The 16,583-nt window shown below is 66.4% G+C and carries 15 protein-coding genes; 9 read left to right on the top strand and 6 right to left on the bottom strand.

What is annotated here, in order from left to right; all coding sequences use genetic code 11:
- Positions 1 to 82: 82 nt before the first annotated feature.
- On the top strand, positions 83 to 2,263 hold the full coding sequence (locus tag C457_RS18735) for a heavy metal translocating P-type ATPase (protein WP_008097120.1): 2,181 nt from the start codon (positions 83 to 85) through the stop codon (positions 2,261 to 2,263).
- Positions 2,264 to 2,490: 227 nt separating this feature from the next.
- On the opposite strand, the gene C457_RS18740 is transcribed toward C457_RS18735, so the two are convergent.
- The 3 genes from C457_RS18740 to C457_RS18750 are packed head-to-tail and all read right to left on the bottom strand — an operon-like array spanning position 2,491 to position 4,721.
- Positions 2,491 to 3,300, bottom strand: coding sequence for a molybdate ABC transporter permease subunit (locus C457_RS18740; protein WP_008097121.1), 810 nt, complete (start codon positions 3,298 to 3,300; stop codon positions 2,491 to 2,493).
- Positions 3,281 to 4,243 (bottom strand): extracellular solute-binding protein, encoded by a 963-nt coding sequence (locus C457_RS18745; protein ID WP_008097122.1) that lies wholly within the window; start codon positions 4,241 to 4,243, stop codon positions 3,281 to 3,283. Before C457_RS18745 ends, C457_RS18740 begins: the two co-directional genes overlap by 20 nt.
- A gap of 4 nt (positions 4,244 to 4,247) precedes the next feature.
- Positions 4,248 to 4,721, bottom strand: coding sequence for a molybdopterin-dependent oxidoreductase (locus C457_RS18750; protein ID WP_008097123.1), 474 nt, complete (start codon positions 4,719 to 4,721; stop codon positions 4,248 to 4,250).
- Positions 4,722 to 4,926: 205 nt separating this feature from the next.
- Between C457_RS18750 and C457_RS18755 the strand changes: the two genes are divergently transcribed.
- The 7 genes from C457_RS18755 to C457_RS18785 all read left to right on the top strand — a co-directional run bounded on the left by C457_RS18755 (position 4,927) and on the right by C457_RS18785 (position 13,644).
- On the top strand, positions 4,927 to 6,189 hold the full coding sequence (locus C457_RS18755) for a glycosyltransferase family 2 protein (RefSeq protein WP_008097124.1): 1,263 nt from the start codon (positions 4,927 to 4,929) through the stop codon (positions 6,187 to 6,189).
- 130 nt (positions 6,190 to 6,319) lie between these two features.
- The gene (locus tag C457_RS18760) at positions 6,320 to 6,910 is read left to right on the top strand and encodes a hypothetical protein (RefSeq protein WP_233514286.1); all 591 of its coding nucleotides are present in this window, start codon (positions 6,320 to 6,322) and stop codon (positions 6,908 to 6,910) included.
- A gap of 93 nt (positions 6,911 to 7,003) precedes the next feature.
- The gene (locus C457_RS18765) at positions 7,004 to 7,729 is read left to right on the top strand and encodes a hypothetical protein (RefSeq protein WP_008097127.1); all 726 of its coding nucleotides are present in this window, start codon (positions 7,004 to 7,006) and stop codon (positions 7,727 to 7,729) included.
- 58 nt (positions 7,730 to 7,787) lie between these two features.
- Entirely contained in the window at positions 7,788 to 9,623 is a 1,836-nt protein-coding gene (locus C457_RS18770) for a spermidine synthase (RefSeq protein ID WP_008097135.1), read from the top strand.
- A gap of 6 nt (positions 9,624 to 9,629) precedes the next feature.
- Complete coding sequence (locus C457_RS18775) at positions 9,630 to 10,160, top strand: DUF2617 family protein (RefSeq protein ID WP_008097136.1); 531 nt, start codon at positions 9,630 to 9,632, stop codon at positions 10,158 to 10,160.
- Between the two features lie 22 nt (positions 10,161 to 10,182).
- The gene (locus C457_RS18780) at positions 10,183 to 11,139 is read left to right on the top strand and encodes a hypothetical protein (protein WP_008097137.1); all 957 of its coding nucleotides are present in this window, start codon (positions 10,183 to 10,185) and stop codon (positions 11,137 to 11,139) included.
- 201 nt (positions 11,140 to 11,340) lie between these two features.
- Positions 11,341 to 13,644 (top strand): pentapeptide repeat-containing protein, encoded by a 2,304-nt coding sequence (locus C457_RS18785; RefSeq protein WP_008097138.1) that lies wholly within the window; start codon positions 11,341 to 11,343, stop codon positions 13,642 to 13,644.
- Between the two features lie 24 nt (positions 13,645 to 13,668).
- Here C457_RS18785 and C457_RS18790 read toward each other — a convergent pair whose 3' ends face one another.
- Both C457_RS18790 and C457_RS18795 read right to left on the bottom strand, forming a co-directional pair.
- Entirely contained in the window at positions 13,669 to 14,499 is an 831-nt protein-coding gene (locus tag C457_RS18790) for a carbon-nitrogen hydrolase family protein (RefSeq protein ID WP_008097139.1), read from the bottom strand.
- Positions 14,500 to 14,541: 42 nt separating this feature from the next.
- Positions 14,542 to 14,895 carry a hypothetical protein gene (locus tag C457_RS18795; protein WP_008097140.1) on the bottom strand — a complete coding sequence of 118 codons (354 nt, stop codon included), beginning with the start codon at positions 14,893 to 14,895 and terminating at the stop codon, positions 14,542 to 14,544.
- 235 nt (positions 14,896 to 15,130) lie between these two features.
- On the opposite strand from C457_RS18795, the gene C457_RS18800 reads away from it, so the two are divergent.
- The gene (locus tag C457_RS18800) at positions 15,131 to 15,556 is read left to right on the top strand and encodes a DUF5518 domain-containing protein (protein WP_008097141.1); all 426 of its coding nucleotides are present in this window, start codon (positions 15,131 to 15,133) and stop codon (positions 15,554 to 15,556) included.
- Positions 15,557 to 15,753: 197 nt separating this feature from the next.
- On the opposite strand, the gene C457_RS18805 is transcribed toward C457_RS18800, so the two are convergent.
- A complete protein-coding gene (locus C457_RS18805) occupies positions 15,754 to 16,476 on the bottom strand; it encodes a ThuA domain-containing protein (RefSeq protein WP_008097143.1) in 723 nt (240 codons plus the stop codon).
- Positions 16,477 to 16,583: the final 107 nt, after the last annotated feature.

Raw genomic sequence — 16,583 nt, forward strand, 5'->3', positions numbered from 1 at the left:
GACCCGCTTCGTCTGCACTGAGACAGGGACACGATGACAGACCGACAATACAGAATCAGGATGCAGTGTATGGAGAGACCGCGTGACCGTTACTAAATCACCCTCGCTCTCGACGTGTGCTGTCCAGATCGAACGACGAGGCGGTCGCGGCGAAGCGGGAGCGCGAGCCCTCGCACGACACCTCCGGGACACGCCCGGCGTCCACGACGTCGACGTCTCGTTCCGAACGGGGAGCGTTCGAATCACCTACGACGAGAGCGTCACCTCGGAGGAACAGCTTCGAGAAGCGGTTCGCGACCGCGACGTCTCGATTCGGGACGACCCCGACACGGCACCCGACGAGGCGACCACCCGCTCGGACCTCAGGCGGGAGGCCGTGTTCGTCGGGCTGACGCTGATCGGCATGGTGACCGGCCTGGCGACGGGATGGCTCGGTGGACCGTCACTCCTCATGTGGGCCGGCTACGGCGTCGCGTACGCCTTCGGTGGCTGGTACGGGCTCAAGGGGGCGATCGAGACGCTTCGTCACGGCGCTGTCGACATCGACCTGTTGATGATCGTCGCCGCGCTCGGGGCGCTCTCTATCGGCGCACCGTTCGAGGGAGCGATGCTCCTCTTCCTGTTTTCGCTGTCGAACACGCTCCAGCACTACGCGATCGGCCGCTCGCGCCGGGCGATCAAGTCCCTCGTCGAGATGCGGCCGGACGAGGCGCAGGTCCTCCGCGATGGTGCGGAGGTGACAGTTCCCATCGAGGAGGTCGCCGTCGGCGACGTGTTCGTCGTCCGCCCCGGCGACAGAATCCCGCTCGACGGCATCGTCACGTCCGGCGAGGGAACGGTGGACCAAGCCTCGCTCACCGGCGAATCAGTTCCCGTACCCAAGGTGCCCGGTGACGAGGTGTTCGGCGGCACGATAAACGAGAGTGGGAGCCTCGAAATCGAAGTCACGCGGCAGGCACACGAGTCGGCGATCAGCCGTCTCATCCACATGGTCGAACGCGCCCAAAGCGAGAAAGCCCCGACACAGCGGCTCATCGACCGTCTCGAACAACCGTACGTCCTCGGCGTGTTCGGGCTCACGATTGCAGCTATCGCCGTTCCGGTCGCGCTCGGGAACGAGTTCACCGGGACGTTCTACCGCGCGATGACGCTCATGGTCGCCGCCTCGCCGTGTGCGGTCATCATCTCGACGCCCGCGGCAGTCGTCTCAGCTATCGCCTCCGGAGGCAGACAGGGCGTCCTGTTCAAGGGCGGCGAGCACGTCGAGACCGCCGCGCGTATCGATGCGGTCGCCTTCGACAAGACCGGGACGCTCACGCAGGGAGACACGCAGTTGACTGACGTGTTCGTCCGTGACGGCACGGCAGACGAGACGCTGACCGAGGACGAACTCCTCTCTATCGTGGCCGCGGTGCAGGCCCGCTCGGAGCACCACCTCGCCCGTGCGACGGTACGGGCGGCAGATGCTCGCTCACTCGACGTCCCCGACGCGGAGCGGTTCCAGTCGGTCGCCGGGAAAGGGGTCAAAGCGGACGTCGACGGCACGACGACGCACATCGGGAACCGCAGTTACTTCGAGACCGTCCTCGGGGACGCGGCGATCGACGGTCTCGAACCGGGCCTCGACCGTCTCCAGACGTTAGCGGCGGAGGGGAAAACGAGCGTCCTCGTCGCCCGAGAGCACCACGGCGACGTCAGCGTGTCGGGGTGGCTCGCCTTCACCGACACCGTTCGCCCTGGCGCGGCCGAGATGATCGACGACCTCCGCTCGCTCGGCGTGGAGCACATCGTCATGCTGACGGGCGACAACGAGCGCGTCGCACAGCGCATCGCCGACGAAGTCGGCATCGACGAGGTACAAGCCGAACTGCTCCCGGAGGAGAAAGTGGCGACCATCGAGGACCTGGTCGGGCGATTCGAGAACGTGGCGATGGTCGGCGACGGCGTCAACGACGCGCCGGCGCTCGCCACGGCGACCCTCGGCATCGCGATGGGCGGTGCGGGAACCGACGTCGCGCTCGACACCGCTGACGTGGTGCTGATGGGCGACGACCTCAGCAAGATTCCCTACGTGCTCGGTCTCGGACGCAGGACTCGCCGGACGCTCACCATCAACCTCGCAATCGCCTTCGGCGCGATTGCACTCATGGTCGGTGCGATCCTCCTCCGAGGTATCCCGCTCCCGCTCGCAGTAGTCGGCCACGAGGGCTCGACGGTCATCGTCTCACTGAACGGCCTTCGGCTGCTCGGCTTTCGTGGGTGAGCACGTCACGGGCGACGGAGGCGAACTCCCCCAGGTCGCTCGGAGGACCGCCGGTCTGTCGCGATGACGAGAGGCCGGCGGGCTTTCCAACCAGCCTGTTCATCTACACGCAGGCCGTACGTTCCAGTATGAAGACGGTTCACCGGTTCCTCGCGGCTGCGGGCTTCGTCGCGCTGTCCGGTATGGTGAGCTTGCCGCCTTGATGGCTCCTGTGCTCCTGCCCGTCCTCACTCCCACGGGTTCGTCCCCAGCGCGTGGACCAACAGAATCGCCCCGACGGCGATGCCGACGAGGACGAGCGCGACCGGGAACGCGGCGTCGAGGCCGGTCGAGAGGTACGACACCCAGATCTGCACCGGGAGCGTCCGCGGGTAGTACGCCAGCATGAGCGTCGCGCCGAACTCGCCCATCGCCCGCGCGAACGTCAGGGTCACCCCGGCGAGGATGCCCTGCTTCGCCAGCGGGAGCGTCACGCGCCGGACGCTCCCGATGCGGTCCTCGCCGAGCGAACGGGCCGCCGCTTCGAGTTGCCTGTCCACGCCGTCGAAGGCCGTCTTCGCGGTCACGACCAGAAATGGCGAGGCGACGTAGGTCTGCGCGAGGACGACCCCGACCAGCGAGCGCGTCAGCGGGACGCTCGTCAGCTGACCGAGGCCCGCGGGGCCGACCAGCTTGAGCAGTAACATCCCGCTGACGACCGGCGGGAGGACGAGCGGGAGCATGACCATCGCCAGAATCACGTCGCGGCCGCGGAACGACGTGCGCGAGAGCCAGTAGGCCAAGGGGAGGCCGAAGGCGACGGCGACCAGCGTGCTCAGCGTCGCCGCGACGACGGAGTTGGTGGCGGCGGTCACGACGACGTCGCTCGTCACGTCGCCGACCAGCGACGCCGGCGACTGCGCGAGGACGAGCGCGCCGATGGGAAGCAGGTAGTAGACGAGGAGCATCCCCGCGAGAAGCAGGGTCAGGCCTCGCCACGTCTCGGGCAGGAGTCGCGTGACGCCGCTCTCGCGGCGGTTAGGCGCTCGGTGGGACATCTCCGAAGTAGTGCGGGTGGCTCGCGCGCACGGCGAACCCGGAGGGTTCGAGGAACTCGCCGGCGGTCCCGACGAGCGCCTCGAACACCGATTTCGACGCCGCCGTGTCGGTTCGTCGCGTCGCGGCGTACCGGATTGGGCCGCCGCGGACGGTGATACCCTCCGGGAGCGTGTAGGAAACCGTCGCGTACGCCGACGCGTGTTCGGGGTCGCTCAGGTTGATTTCAGCCGGGAGTTCGAGGTACGGGTAGTCGCGTTCGACGGCCATGCTCCGGTAGACGAACGCCGCGTCGATGCCGCCGGCGTCGAACTGCGCGAGCAGTTGCGTCTCGGGGTAAATCTGGTCGCGGCGGAGCAGGTCGGTGGCGAGCGCCGGCCGGCCGTAGTAGTCGGCGGCCAGCGCGAGCGCGAACCGCGTCCGGTAACCCAGCGGGTCGAGGTCGGGGTCGGTTCGGCCGAGGCTGACGTCGTCGTCGAGGAGGGCGTCGGGCCACGACGCGGCGTCGGCGACTCGCTCGCCGCCGTCGGTCTGGGGGTTGTACGCGACGACGAGCGCGTTGTTGGCGAACGTCGCGTACCACGGGACAGAAAGCGGCGCGTCGAACAGCGTCGGGTCCGCGAGGGCGACGATGTCGGGGTCGCGTTGGTCGTCGTCGACCATCCGCGCCACGCGGGCGGAACCGTGTGCCTCGACCTCCACGCGGGTTCCCTCGGGCGATTCGAACTCGGCGGTGAGCGCCCGCTGGAGGCTCCCGGCGGCGAGAATCGACACGGTCGGCGTCGACCCGGCTCGACCGAGACAGCCCGCTGTCGCGGTGAGGCCGGCCGCCGCGACCCCACCGACGGACGCGAGGAACGCCCGCCTGCTCGACCCGTTCGCGGAGTCGCTGGTGTTCTCCGCCGCGTCCGTTCGGGTCGGCCGACTCCGTCTCTCTCGCGTCATCTGGTCAAGGTCTCTTGGAGATGTCTTCGAGCGATTCGGGGTCGGTAGACGGGTCGAGCGCGCGTGCTTCGACGGCGCGGACGCCTTTCACCGTCCGCGACCCGTCGACGTCGGGCGCGATAAAGCGCGTCTCGTAGTCGTGCTCCTCGCCTATCGGCGTCCCGTCGCGGGCGTAGGCGAGCACGGCGTCGAGAGCGTCGTACACGTCGATACAGACGCGATACCCGTCGGCGCTCTCGACGACGAGGTGCGTCGTCTCGTCGTCGAGGTCGACGTCATCGAAGAGGTCGAAGACCGGAACCCCGGTCCACGTCGCGGTGTGGCGCGTCCCCGACGCGCACGCGACCGTCACCGTTCGGTCCTCAGCGGGGAAGTCGAGTAACTCCGCGCCCGACAGCGACGCTCGGTGGTCGCCGCGGAGGAGAATCGGCCCGGACGGGACGGTCGCCGGACGCGACCGGTCGTGTTGTGCGTGCATGCGTATTCACTAGTCCGATATTGGTTGACTCTAACGGTGTGTGTAACCTCAAACAATTAAGGGTTTATAACTGTCTGAAAATGAGTCTCCCGACGTGCTGGGTAGACGGACGTCGGAACCCGGGCGCGAGGTTTCGACTCGGTTGCGAGTCGGCCGATTCCGACGTCCGAACATTCATTATTTCAAGAATGTATGTTTAATCTATATGTTTGGGGTCCAGTCCGAGTTGGCGGTGTTCGTCCTCCTGATGCTCGTCTGGACCGTCTTCGTGCTGTATTCGGCCTCGGTGTTCACGTGGTTCGTCGAGGTGCTCGTCCTCGCGTGGCGACAGACCATCCCCGCCGGGGACGTCGCCTACGGCTACGACGACATCCAAGTTCGCATCATCACCATCGACGCGGCCAACATCGTCCAATCGACGGTGAATGCGGTCCCCGACGACCTCGCCGACGTTCGGGTCGTCGCCGAGAAGCCGATTTCGGTCGACGGCGCGACGGTCCACGCCGTCCCGGAGGAGTTCACCTGCACGGCGTCTCACAAGGGCCGCGCGCTCGAATGGGCGCGCCGCGAGATTCCCTGCGACAAGGAGTTCGTCCTCTACCTCGACGAGGACACGCTGATGGCGAACTTCGAGGGGTTGCCGGAGGGCGACATCATCCAGATAACCGAACTGCCGGTGTACACCGGGTCGTGGGTAACGTACCTCTCAGAGGTGTTCCGTATCGGCTACCAGCGCGAACAGCGGGCGTTCGGCCGCTTCAGCTTCCCGCTGTACGCGTGGGGCGGCGGCATCGCGATTCGGACGAGCCTCGAAAACCGCATCACGTGGGACTCGAAGACCATCACCGAGGACACGGACTTCGCGTGGCGCGCCGCCGCCGCCGCCGACCTCGATTTCAGCGTGCTGAACTGCAAGTTCCGCAATCAGGCCCCGCCGTCGGTGATGACGATGCTCAAGCAGCGTCGACGGTGGTTCTCCGGGACGCGACAGGATTCGGACCTCCTGCCGCTGCACTATCAGCTGTTTCTGCAGTTCCGCCTCGTCGCGTGGGGCTTTTCGCCGCTCATCCCGCTGATAACGCTCGTCACGTTCGTCATCCCCGGCGCGCTCCCCGACTTGGTGCTCTATCGGGTCGGCTCCCTTCTCGAGTTCGCCACGCTGTTCGTCGTGACGGGTGCTGGCGTGGCAAGTTACTGGTCGGAGTCGAAACTCACGCTCCTCGCGGTCCCGTGGACGCCGATTCTCGTCGTTCTCAACACGGCGGGCGCGCTCTGGGGGTTCGTCTCCCCGGTCGAGCACTTCGCCGTCACGACCAAGGTGCCGCTGGAGACGGTCGAAAAGCGCAACCCCGCGTTCGAGCCCGGCTCGCTCACGAAACACGACGGGCGGAACGACTTACCCGAGCATCTGGACGTGAACCGGCTCACGAGCGAACTCCGCGAATCGCTTCACATCCCTGATGATTGATGTGAGACTCTCGTTCCGTCTCGTTCCCCGGGACCCGATGATCACGGGTCCAACGACCCTCCGGTGGCTGGCTCTCGCGCCGTGACAATCGAGTCGCCGATTGATGCCCTCGCAGCGCGTCTCTTCGCGCATGAACGCGCACGCGAACACCGGCCCCGACCGCGCTCGCAAACACGAGCCCTTCCCGGCGTACGGGCCCGTGGACGCGGCGCTCGGGTTCGTCGTCTTCTATCTGTTCGTCGAGCGCGCCACGCCGACTCTCGTCGACACCGTGACGGGTGTCGTTCCCGGGCTCTCGGCGTCGGCGGTCGGCTTCGGACTCGCGGCGTTCTTGTGGTTCATCTTCGTCGTGACGACGCTCGACCAACTCCGCCGGCAACTCGCGGCGCTCGGGGTCGTCGCCGGGGACGCCGGCCGACCCGACCGCGTAGCGTCGGGATGGGCCGTCCCCAGCGTCCCGCGACTTCTCGTGTACGCCGTCGTCACCGTCGTCGGCGGCTCTATCGCCGTTCTCACGTTCGACCGCGCCGTCGATGCGGGCATCGCGTTCATCCGGCTCGCCACGGACCTCGGTGTCGGCGTATTCCCGTTCGGCGCGTTCCCGCTCGTCGAGTTCCTCGTCATAGTCGTCTTCTTCGTCGCGTTCGGCGCGGCGACGCACTCGCTCGACAGGGTCGTCATCGGGAGCGTCAGGACCGCGTTCGCGACGGTCCGCCCGTAAATCCGTCAGCGGACACGACGTTCTCTCCGGCGAGACGTATCGAACCACAAGACTGTTATCCTAGTTTTCTGATTGACAGAGACGAGAGTCCCCATGAAGCGTCGTACGTTCCTCCAACTGACCGGCCTCGGGGCCGTCGGCGGACTCGCCGGCTGTCTCGGTTCGAACTCCCCTCCCCCGCGAAAGTCGAGCGTCGTCTCCGACTTCGAGGTCTCCGACGGCTCGCTCGTCGTCGACCTCGCCGACCAGACGTGGGTGATGTCCCGCTACGAAGCCAACGAGCAGTCGTCGCTGTCAGGGTTCGACCCGCAGTCGCTGGCCGCGCTCAGCCCCGTCGGGGTTGCGAGCGCGAAAGGCAAGGGCGGCGGCGGTGGCGGCCGCGGCGCGACCGGCCGCGGCACGGGCGGCTACGCCTCCGCCCCGCGGACGGTCCACGGCCACGCGTGGTACCACGGCGGCGACTACGCCGACGACTGGTACGAGAACAACGCCGGCAAAGTGAGTCGGTTCCCCGTCGGCGTCGCCGCGCTCGGTATCGCCTACCTCGGGTCGACCGCGGCGATGCGAGACGACGCGCCCGACGCCGGCCCGGTCCCGTGGGACCGTGAGATACAGGACCCGAACGAAACCGTCGAGTACGACATGGCGAACGGAAGCCAACTCGGACGAGACGGCTGGTACCGCGTCGGCGCGCACGTCGTCGGCGACGACGTGAACCACGACTTCCGCTGGGAGTGTTACGACCTCGAAGTCACCGACGGTATCGGTGACGCGGGATACTCCATCGAGGAAGAGTGGAAAGTCTCTCCGCGCATCTGAGCGCGGCTGACGCGCGCTTTCCCTCGCCCTCTATCATTCACCCACTCGCCCTCCATCGATGTCCAACACGCGAATCGACACGGCGACGCTCCTGACGCTCACCTTCGTGGTGTCGTTCTGTAGCTTCGCCTACGAGTTCGTCTACTCCGAACTGCTGACAGTGATGTACGGCGGGACGGTCACCCAGTACGTCATCACGGTCGGGCTGTACTTCTTCAGCCTCGGCATCGGCGCGGCGCTCTCGGACGACCTCGACGGCGCGAACCTCGGTGGGAACTTCTTCCGCACCGAGGTGCTCCTGGCCGCGGCCGCACCCGCGGGCTTCCTGCTCATCGTCGGTCTCAACAGCGTCCGCATCCCGCAGGCGGTGCCCGCGGAGGTCATCTGGACCGTCGCCCGCCTCCCCGTCGTCGTCGTCGGATTCCTCTCGGGGTTCGAACTCCCGCTTTTGACCCGCATGTTCGACGAACTCGACGACGACGGGTCGGCGACGCCCTCGTGGCTCCGAACCGCAGGCGCGCGAATCCACGATTTCGTCGTCGCCGCTGTCGGTACCCTCTGGACCGTCGAGCGGACCGAGGGCCGCAGAAGCGGGCTGTCTGTCATCCTCGCGATGGACTACGTCGGCGGCCTCGCCGGTGCCGTCGTCTACGCCCGCGTCCTCTACCCGGGTCTCGGCCTCATCCCGACGATATTCGTGCTGGCGCTCCTCAACGGGGTCGCCGCGCTCGTCTTCGTCGCCCACTTCGGCGAGTGGTCGTGGTGGCCCTTCAGCGACGCCGCCCCGTCCGCAAGCCCCGCCTCGTCCGCCAGCGCCGCACACGGCGGGAACGCGACCGACAGCGCCCGAGCCGACCGGTCGCTCTCGGCCGCCCGGGTCTCGAAGACGCTCCTCGTGGTCTGTCTCCTCTTGACGGCGACCTACGCGGGCGTCGTCGCCAAGCACGACGTCGCCGACGAGCGCCTGTCGCAACTCTACCTCGAACAGCAGATAGAAAACGAGTATCCGCCGGGCGCGATGCGCGCGACGGTCACCTCACAGGAGACGACCGCCTACCAGCACGTCATCAGATACAACCGCACGTGGACCGGCACCGGCCCGAACCCGCACTTCGACGGGCGGACGGAACAGTGCCTCCGCCTCGGCGCGGCCGTCCAACTCTGCGAGAGTTGGGCCGACAGCTACCATCGGGGGCTAGTCGACGTGCCGATGTCGCTGGTCGAACCCGGCCCGGAGACCAAGGTACTCGTCGTCGGCGGCGGCGACTGGATTGCCATCGACCACCTGCGGGAGTACGGCGTCACCGTCGACCACGTCGACCTCGACGGCGAGTTCATGCGCGACGCGAAGACGGACCCCTTCTTCGGCCGCTGGCACGACGACGCCCACGAGTACGACCGGCTGAACACGACGGTCGCCGACGGCTACCGGTACCTCCAAGAGACGAACGAGACGTACGACCTCGTGTTGCTCGACGTGCCCGGCGCGACCGACGACGACCTGCTCACGCTCTACTCGACCGAGTTCTACCGCTCCGTCCGGACCCACCTCTCCGAGGACGGCGTCGCGGTGACGTGGGGCTACTCGCCCGACGCCTACCCCGAACACCACAAGGCGTTCGTCAACACCGTCGGGGCCGCGGGTTTCACCCAAGAACTTTCCTACTGGGTGCGCGAGGACCTCGACGACGACGGCGAGACCGAGCGCGTCGAGCAGTTCTACGTGCTCGCGCCCGGCGACCGGCCCCGGCTCACCGGCGACGGCGCGACCCGGTACGTCCGCGCCCGCGAGGAGCGCTACGGCTCCGCCGAGTGGCACGCGGTCCCGCACTACCGCGGCGTCCGCGAGAACTCCATCTTCCACCCGAACTACGACATCCTCGTCGACACCTGATTTCCCATGCCCTCCCAACCACCTTCCACCACCGAACCGCCCGCCGCCTCCGACCCGTCTCCGCCGGCCGAGACACCGACCGAACTGTACTTCGGCTACAGCGCCGACGCGCCAGACCTGACGACCGTGGACGTGAAGACGGTCTCCCCGGCGACGCTCGCGGGCGAACCGGCGGTCCTCACCGTCATCGGCGAGTCCCACTACGTCGGCCTGCCGGCGCTCGACTTCCACGAGCTGTGTTCGTGCAAGCCGCTGCCGCACGAACGGACGCACGAGACGCCGCTTTCCGTCGGCTCGGAACGCGAGTTCAGCTTCGAGAGCGACCGACTCGACGCCCAAACAGTCGTCGAAGGCCGGCCGCTTGACGCCTTCCCCGGTCCGGACGACGCGACCGTCGCCTATCGGTTCGGCCCGGAGGCGTGGACCACCATCCGCGTCGGCGACGGCGGCTACGAGACGTACCACACCTACCCGGAGCACGACCTCGCGCTGTACACCGAGACGACGATGACGCCCGAACGAGAGGCTCAGCGATGACTCCCGAACGAACTACCCAACGATGACCCGAAACGCCACCACCTACGACGGCGACGTGACGCTCAACGGCTCCGAACGCCCCCCGGTCGAACTCCGCGACCCAGCGGACGTGTTCGTCGGCGGCGCGAGCGTCGCCGGCGACCTCACCGTGCAGAACGCCGAGTACGTCTTCACCCACGCGCCGGTGACCGACGACGCGGCCGTCGGCGACGCGACCGTCGAGACCGAAATTCGCGGCAGCCTCGAAGACGGCTACGTCCAGTCGGTCGACGGCGACGTGCTCCTCGGCGACGCCGAAGACGTGTTCATCGCGGCCGCCGCCGCCGACGGTGCGGTCTCGGCACCCGGTGCGGAGAACGTCTACGCGGGCGAGGCGACGCCCGGCGCCGCTCCCGACGACTACGACGTGTCCACCTTCGGCTGGAAGCAGTCGGGGAGCGCGACCGACCCCGATACCGGCGTCTACGCGGTCGGCATGGCCCACGACATCGACCTCACGAAGGTCAACTCCGACGTGGAACTCTACCTCGTCGGCCACGGCCACGAGGTGCGGGTCGAGGGCCGGGGCGCGGCGGTCTCCGTCCACTTCGTCGGCTACGACAACACCGTCAGCGTCGGGCCGTACCTCGCGTCGAGCGTCGAGACCGACACCGGGTTCGACAACGCGGTCGACGCCGACCCCTACCCCGCCGAGGACCTCGTCGAGATGTCCCGAAGCGAGGCCTACTCGAACGCCGGGTTCGGCCGCCGCAAGGTGACGTTCCAAGAGCCGGCCGACGGCGACGAGTGGTGTCCGAACTGCGGCAAGCCCGCCGAGGCCATCATCGAGCGCCACCAGATGGAGGCCTTCTTCCTCTTCGGCTGGCCGCTTTGGACCTTCGAGCAGAGCACCAACCCCGCCCGCGAGTGCGAACACTGCTCGCCCAACGCGATTCACGCCGAACTCTCGGCGTCCGAGCGCCGCGAGATATTCGACTGACGCCGACGGCGGTCCGAAGATATATATCAAAACACCAGACAATGTTGCACATACGACTGTCCGCGCGTTCGACCGTCGCCCCGAAGACCGAACGCGCCCGCCGGGTCTGCACCCTCAGCTGCACCCGCCACACCCGCTGTCCCCGGCACACCCGTCCGCCCCTCCCCAGCCATGTCGAGAAATGAGTCCACGCCGGCGTTGATGTCCTCCTCGTCGTGCCGGTACACGTTCGACCCGTCGGTCCAGACCGACGCCCACCTCCAGACGACGTGGGAGTGCCCGCACGAAGCCCACCCCGAAAGCGAGTTCTGCGTGTTCCACATGAGCCGCGACGAGCGCGCCTCGCTCGACGTGACCGGCGACGACATCGTCGGCGAACTCCGGGCGAACCTCCAGTCGCCCGACACCCGCGTCAACGAGTACGTCGGCGCGGACCTCCCGCACCTTTCGCTCACCTACCAGGACATCAACGGCGCGACGAACCACGTCCTCAACTTCCAGCACGCCGACATCGAGGGGTTGGACCTCACTCACGGCCGCCTCGACCAGGGGTTGATTCTCCGCGAGGCGACGGTCGGCCGCCTCAAACTCGACGAGGCGGTGGTCACCGGCGACGTGGACGCTCGGGAGGTCACCGTGACCGGCGCGGTGACGACCAACGAGGCGACGTTCGAACAGGACGTCCGCTTTTCGGAGGCGACCTTCCGCGGCGAGGTCCGCTGCGACGAGACGGTGTTCCAGGGCGACACCAGTTTCGCAGACGCGACGTTCCACAGCACGGCGCGCTTCCGCAACGTCGAGACCAGCGGGAGCAGCCACGTCCTCGACGACAACATCACCTTCGCGAACGCGACGTTCCGCGACGACGCGAGTTTCAGACAGGCCATTTTCAATTACGTGACGTTCGAGGGCGCGCGGTTCACCGCGGGGTCGGATTTCGAGCACGTCGAGTTCGAGGGCGACGCGCGGTTCGACGGCGTCCGCTTCGACGAGATGGCCGACTTCGACGAGGCGCGGTTCGACGACGACGCGAGCTTCGCCGACGCCCGGTTCATGCAGTTGGCCGAGTTCCGCGGCGTCGAGTTCAACGGCGGGAGCCGGACGACCCACGACGACGTGACGTTCGAGGGCGCGACGTTCGAGGGCGAAGCGGACTACAAGCTCGCGCGATTCCGTTATTCGGACTTCAAGGACGCCGTGTTCAAGGGCGCGGTCAACTTCGACCGCGCGACGTTCACCGCCCGCACCGACTGCTATCGCCTCCGCGTCGACGGCGCGTTCGACCTCTCTTTGGCGTCGTTCGGCGGGCAGGCGAACTTCGACGAGAGCGAGTTCCGCGACGCCGTCGTCGCCGAGGAGACGACGTTCGGGTGCGACGCCTCGTTCGAGGGGGTCGAGTTCGAAGCGAACGCTCGGTTCGGCGAGGCCCGGTTCGAAGAGGACGTGAGCTTCAAGACCGCGGCGTTCCACGGCCTCGCCTCCTTCCGCGGGGCGTTCTTCGAGGGCGAACTGCAGCACCTCGAAGCCAACGCCTCGTTCAACGAGGCGACCTTCGAAGCCGGCGCGGAGTTCGAGGCGGCGAACTTCACGAGCGCGTCGTTCTGGGAGACGACGTTCCACGACCGGGCGGACTTCCGGCAGTCTGATTTCGAGACGGCGCGCTTCCGCGTGCTCGTCGGCGACCGCGACACCTACCTCGACTTCACCGACGCGACGCTCTCCGGCGGCACGATTTCGCAGGGCTCCGGCGAGCCGACGCCGTACGACCTCACCCGCGCGACCATCGGCGACCTGACGCTGGAGGGCGACGGCAACGAACACCAGCTTTTGGACCACTTCCGCTTCTGTCTCACCGAGTTCGACCGCTTCGACTTCAGCGACCACCACGGCTACCTCGAACGCAACGACTGGACCATCCACGACTTCGTCGGCAACGGCGCGACCGGCCAGTTCGCCGTGGAACTGACGCCTGATATCATCGAAGAAACGTACCGGAAGGCGCAGGACAGCGCCAACGCCGTCGGCGACACCCCGGCGAGCCGCGAGTTCGAGTTCAAGCGCTACTACTACAACCGCCAGAAGAACTTCGACATCATCCTCAACGAGTACTCGCTGAACACGTGGGCCCGCGGCAAGAAGGTCGCCAGCGTGGGACTGAACACGCTCATGCAGGTCACCTGCGGCTACGGTAACCGCCTCCCGCGAATCGCGGCGTTCACGTTCCTCCTTCCGGCGCTGTTCGGACTGTGTTACGCCCTCGGCGGGCCGTTTCTGACGCAGGCTGGGAGCGTCTTCGACCCCGCCGCCGTCGACAAGACGACGATGGAGGTGCTCTTCGACAACGTCTACTACAGCTACATCAGCTTCAGCACGGTCGGCTACGGCGACATCAACCCGCTCGGCCCGGCGGCGCGCGTGCTCGCGGCGAGTCAGGGGATGTTGAACGGGCTGTTCTTCACCCTGCTCACGTTCACGCTGTTCAAGCGCGTGCTCGGCGGGAGCTAATCGGGCCGGGTCCGCGTCCTGTCCTCACTCGTCCGACCGCTCGTACACGTCCGGACGCGCGTGCTGGAGCGTCTGCATATCGCGGCGGATATCGTCCAGGTGCGACAGGTCGATAGTCGCCGTGACGACCTCCTCGCGGTCCTGCGCCTTCGAAACCACGTTCCCCCACGGGTCGACGACGAGCGTGCGGCCGTAGGTCTCGACCCACGATGGCTTGTCGCCGATTTGGCCGGGCGCGATGACGTACGCCTGATTCTCGATGGCGCGGGCGCGAAGCAGCGGCTCCCAGTGGTCTTTTCCGGTGTGCATCGTGAACGCCGCGGGGACGAGAAGGACGTTCGCGCCGGACTGCGCCATCGTTCGGTAAAGCTCCGGAAACCGGAGGTCGTAGCAGATAGAGAGGCCGAACGTCGCGAGGTCGGTGTCGACCGTCACCGCCCGGTCGCCGGGGGCGACGTGGTCGGACTCGCGGTGTTCGACGCTCCCGCCGATTTCGATGTCGAACAGGTGGACCTTCCGGTAGGTGTCGAGCACCTCGCCGCTCGGGCCGATGAGCGCCGACGTGTTGTAGACCCGGTCGCTGTTCGGAATCCGTTCGAAGAAACTCCCCGTGTGGACGAAGACGCCGTGTTCGCGGGCCTTCTCCGAGAACCGTCGTACGGTGGGTCCGTCAAGCGGCTCTGCGACCTCGGCGAACCGCTCTTCCGGGCCGATAAAGGTCGTCATCTCCGGGAACGCCACGAAGTCCGCACCGTCGGACGCGGCCTCGTCGAGGAGGCCGAGCGCCCGCTCAACGTTCGCCGCCTTGTCGTCTCGCGAGTCTAGCTGGCACGCGGCCGCCACGAATCGGGACATCTCGTCGGGAGGCTACGTGGACCGACGATATGGTAGTCACGGTTACTCGCTCGGGTCGAACTCGAGGTAGACCAGTCGCTCGTCGCCGACCGTCCATCCGCGGTGTCCCGGCGGGATGGTCGCGGCGCAGCCGGCGGCAATCTCCGTCTGCGTCCCGTCGTCCAGTTCGAGGCCAAGCGTCCCCGAAACGACGTAGATGTCATGGGCGTTCTGGCAGTAGGCGGCTTCCGCTCCATCGTGGTCGGCTTCCGCTCCCCATTCCGGCTCCAGCGTCGCTCGCGTGACCGCCACGTCGCTTAGGTCGACCGACTCCGTGCGGCCGGCTTCGAGCGCTGTCGGGTTTGTGTCGGAAAGCTCTGTGACGACCAGCTCGTCAACTTCTGTACTGTCTGCCATGGAAGACGTTCTCCGGGGATAGTCGTCTCTTTTGTCGCTACTGAAACTCGCGACAGAAATATAAAAATGTTTATCACTATGTGTTAATATACAAATTCCGACAGCATTTGACGAGTGCTCTGTCGGCTCGACGGTCTTCCGTCTGGAATGGTGTCCGGTGCGACCTAGAAGCCGACTCCGAATCGGCAACCTCTGCCAAGCTATATGAAGTTTCAGCCGAATTACATAGTTGAATATGGTTTCGACTCCTCGCGTTCGAGCCCTCCCCTCGTCGTGGCAATTCGCGTTCGTCGGGGCGGTCGTCTCGCTCCCCGTCAGTACGGTCCTGAACCGACTGCCGAACTCGGAGGCGACCGTCGGTGCCGGTATCATGATATTCGGGGCGTTCGTCGCGGGCGCTATCGCCGCAGTCCGCTCGGCGGACCCGGACGCCGCCGGACTCCGCGCCGGTTTTCTCGGCGGCGCGCTCGAACTGCTCGTGTTCATGGTGACGTCGGGAACGACGACGGCGTGGCCGCTGTCCAGAGTCGCGTTCTTCGCACTCGCCAGCGCATCTGTTCTGTGTCTCGCCCCCGTCTTCGGTCTGGGTTGCGGTCGAGTCGGTGGGTGGGTGGTACGCTCCGTCGCTTCACGGTGGAACTCTACTGCGAGTACGTCGTAGCTTCCTTGTGATTCCTTGTGCAGAATTGCCAAATAATAAAGATACACAGATAACTGATGTGTTGGCTATAATACTCGCTTTTGGGTTCGAACATCGCCTCCGTTCTCACAGCGAAGTGATTTCGAACTCGTTCAGCAACAATAGTCGCGTTTGTTCCTCTGTGGGGAACAGACTCGTTGCGACGCGCGCTCCTGTTCTCACTCCTCGACGGGTTCGAGCGGGTCGGTTTTCCCCCACCGCGCCGACGCGCCCTCGGTCGGTGTCGCCCACCCGACGGCGTTGTCGATGACTCGCTTGACCTCGTCCTGGTGGAAGATGGGATACTCCTCGTGGCCCGGTCGGAAGGCGAAGATTCGCCCGCGGCCGCGACGATAGCAGACGCCCGAGCGGAACACGTCGCCGCCTTCGAACCACGAGATAAAGACGGTTCTGTCTGGTTCCGGGATGTCGTACGGCTCGCCGTAGGTCTCTGTCGCCGGGATGACGAACTGCTCGTCGAGGCCGTCGGCGATGGGGTGGCCGGGGTCCGCGACCCAGACGCGCTCGCGTTCGCCGCCGTGGCGGTACTTGATGTTGCAGGTCGTGCCCATCAGCCGCGTGAACGGTTTCGAGTTCTTCCCCGAGTGCAGCGGGATGAAGCCCATCCCCTCGTGGACGCGGTCGACGACGCGCTCCGCGACGGCGTCCGTCACCTCGTCGTTGGCGCAGTGGGACCACCAGACTAGCACGTCCGTCGCGTCCAGTGTCTCCTCGTCTAAGCCGTGTTCGGGCTCCTGTAACGTCGCCGTCCGAACCTCGCGGTCCGGCCCCTCCAGATGTTCCGCGATGGTGCCGTGGATTCCCTTCGGATACCGCTCTGCGACCTCTGGTTCTTCCCGTTCGTGGACGTTCTCGTTCCAGACTGTGACTCGTGTCGGCATGCGCCATAGTGTTCGCCTCCGTTGATAAATTCTCCTCCCGAGCGAGATATTGGGTATCAATCGCTGCTCTAAACTGTTCCCCTAAAGGGAACTTATTGTCAATTGTC

Source organism: Haloferax prahovense DSM 18310 (genome assembly GCF_000336815.1).
In the GTDB taxonomy this organism is placed as follows: domain Archaea; phylum Halobacteriota; class Halobacteria; order Halobacteriales; family Haloferacaceae; genus Haloferax; species Haloferax prahovense.

Bases quoted from the DNA above. Each gene is read 5' to 3' on its own strand.
- C457_RS18755 (WP_008097124.1), top strand. From the start codon at position 4,927: ATGTTTGGGGTCCAGTCCGAGTTGGCGGTGTTCGTCCTCCTGATGCTC.
- C457_RS18780 (WP_008097137.1), top strand. From the start codon at position 10,183: ATGACCCGAAACGCCACCACCTACGACGGCGACGTGACGCTCAACGGC.
- C457_RS18785 (WP_008097138.1), top strand. From the start codon at position 11,341: ATGTCCTCCTCGTCGTGCCGGTACACGTTCGACCCGTCGGTCCAGACC.
- C457_RS18790 (WP_008097139.1), bottom strand. From the start codon at position 14,499: ATGTCCCGATTCGTGGCGGCCGCGTGCCAGCTAGACTCGCGAGACGAC.
- C457_RS18745 (WP_008097122.1), bottom strand. From the start codon at position 4,243: ATGACGCGAGAGAGACGGAGTCGGCCGACCCGAACGGACGCGGCGGAG.
- C457_RS18800 (WP_008097141.1), top strand. From the start codon at position 15,131: ATGGTTTCGACTCCTCGCGTTCGAGCCCTCCCCTCGTCGTGGCAATTC.
- C457_RS18775 (WP_008097136.1), top strand. From the start codon at position 9,630: ATGCCCTCCCAACCACCTTCCACCACCGAACCGCCCGCCGCCTCCGAC.
- C457_RS18750 (WP_008097123.1), bottom strand. From the start codon at position 4,721: ATGCACGCACAACACGACCGGTCGCGTCCGGCGACCGTCCCGTCCGGG.
- C457_RS18805 (WP_008097143.1), bottom strand. From the start codon at position 16,476: ATGCCGACACGAGTCACAGTCTGGAACGAGAACGTCCACGAACGGGAA.
- C457_RS18760 (WP_233514286.1), top strand. From the start codon at position 6,320: ATGAACGCGCACGCGAACACCGGCCCCGACCGCGCTCGCAAACACGAG.
- C457_RS18740 (WP_008097121.1), bottom strand. From the start codon at position 3,300: ATGTCCCACCGAGCGCCTAACCGCCGCGAGAGCGGCGTCACGCGACTC.
- C457_RS18795 (WP_008097140.1), bottom strand. From the start codon at position 14,895: ATGGCAGACAGTACAGAAGTTGACGAGCTGGTCGTCACAGAGCTTTCC.
- C457_RS18770 (WP_008097135.1), top strand. From the start codon at position 7,788: ATGTCCAACACGCGAATCGACACGGCGACGCTCCTGACGCTCACCTTC.
- C457_RS18765 (WP_008097127.1), top strand. From the start codon at position 7,004: ATGAAGCGTCGTACGTTCCTCCAACTGACCGGCCTCGGGGCCGTCGGC.